Genomic DNA, 706 nt, shown 5'->3' with positions numbered 1-706 from the left:
GTTCGCTCATTTCCGATATGAAGCGGCAGCCCTGCGTTTTATGAGCGGCACTGCGGGTGCTAAGCGTCGCATCTACCAGCTAGTGTTTTCAGCGACGGTAGCAGCGGGAGCATTGACAATGCTGGCGGCATGGACCACCAGCTAGAAAGTATCGACGGAACAATCATGAGCAAGAGAACCAAAGACAAAGACCTGGAGAAACTCGACGTAATCAAAGACTCACCGCAAATGAGCCTGTTTGAGATCATTGAATCTCCGGCCAAGAAAGACGACTACTCCAACACCATCGAGATCTACGATGCGCTGCCGAAGTACATCTGGGCCCAAAAGCGAGAGCATGAACATATATCCAACGCTGTAGTGACACGACAATGCACCATCAGAGGCCAGCATTTCACGGTGAAGGTGAAGCCAGCCATCATCGAGAAGGATGACGGAAGAACCGTGCTGATCTACGCGGGACAGCGAGAGGAAATCCTTGAGGATGCTCTACGCAAGCTCGCAGTGAACGGGAAAGGCCATATCATCGAGGGCAAGGCTGGAGTCATGTTCACTCTGTACGAACTCCAGAAAGAGCTCTCGAAGATGGGTCACGGGTACAACCTGAACGAAATCAAGGAAGCAATCCAGGTTTGTCGTGGCGCAACACTCGAATGTATCAGTGATGACGGCGAAGCCTTCATCAGCTCCAGCTTCTTCCCGATGG

The 706-nt window shown here is 52.0% G+C and carries 1 pseudogene; it reads left to right on the top strand.

Going from position 1 to position 706, the window contains the following annotated elements:
- Nucleotides 1-165: 165 nt before the first annotated feature.
- A pseudogene (locus R7Z77_RS25625) lies at nucleotides 166-706 on the top strand (plasmid replication protein); the annotation flags it as partial.

It is taken from the genome of Vibrio sp. 1401 (genome assembly GCF_033340295.1).
This window is presented reverse-complemented; position numbering and strand designations above follow the sequence as displayed.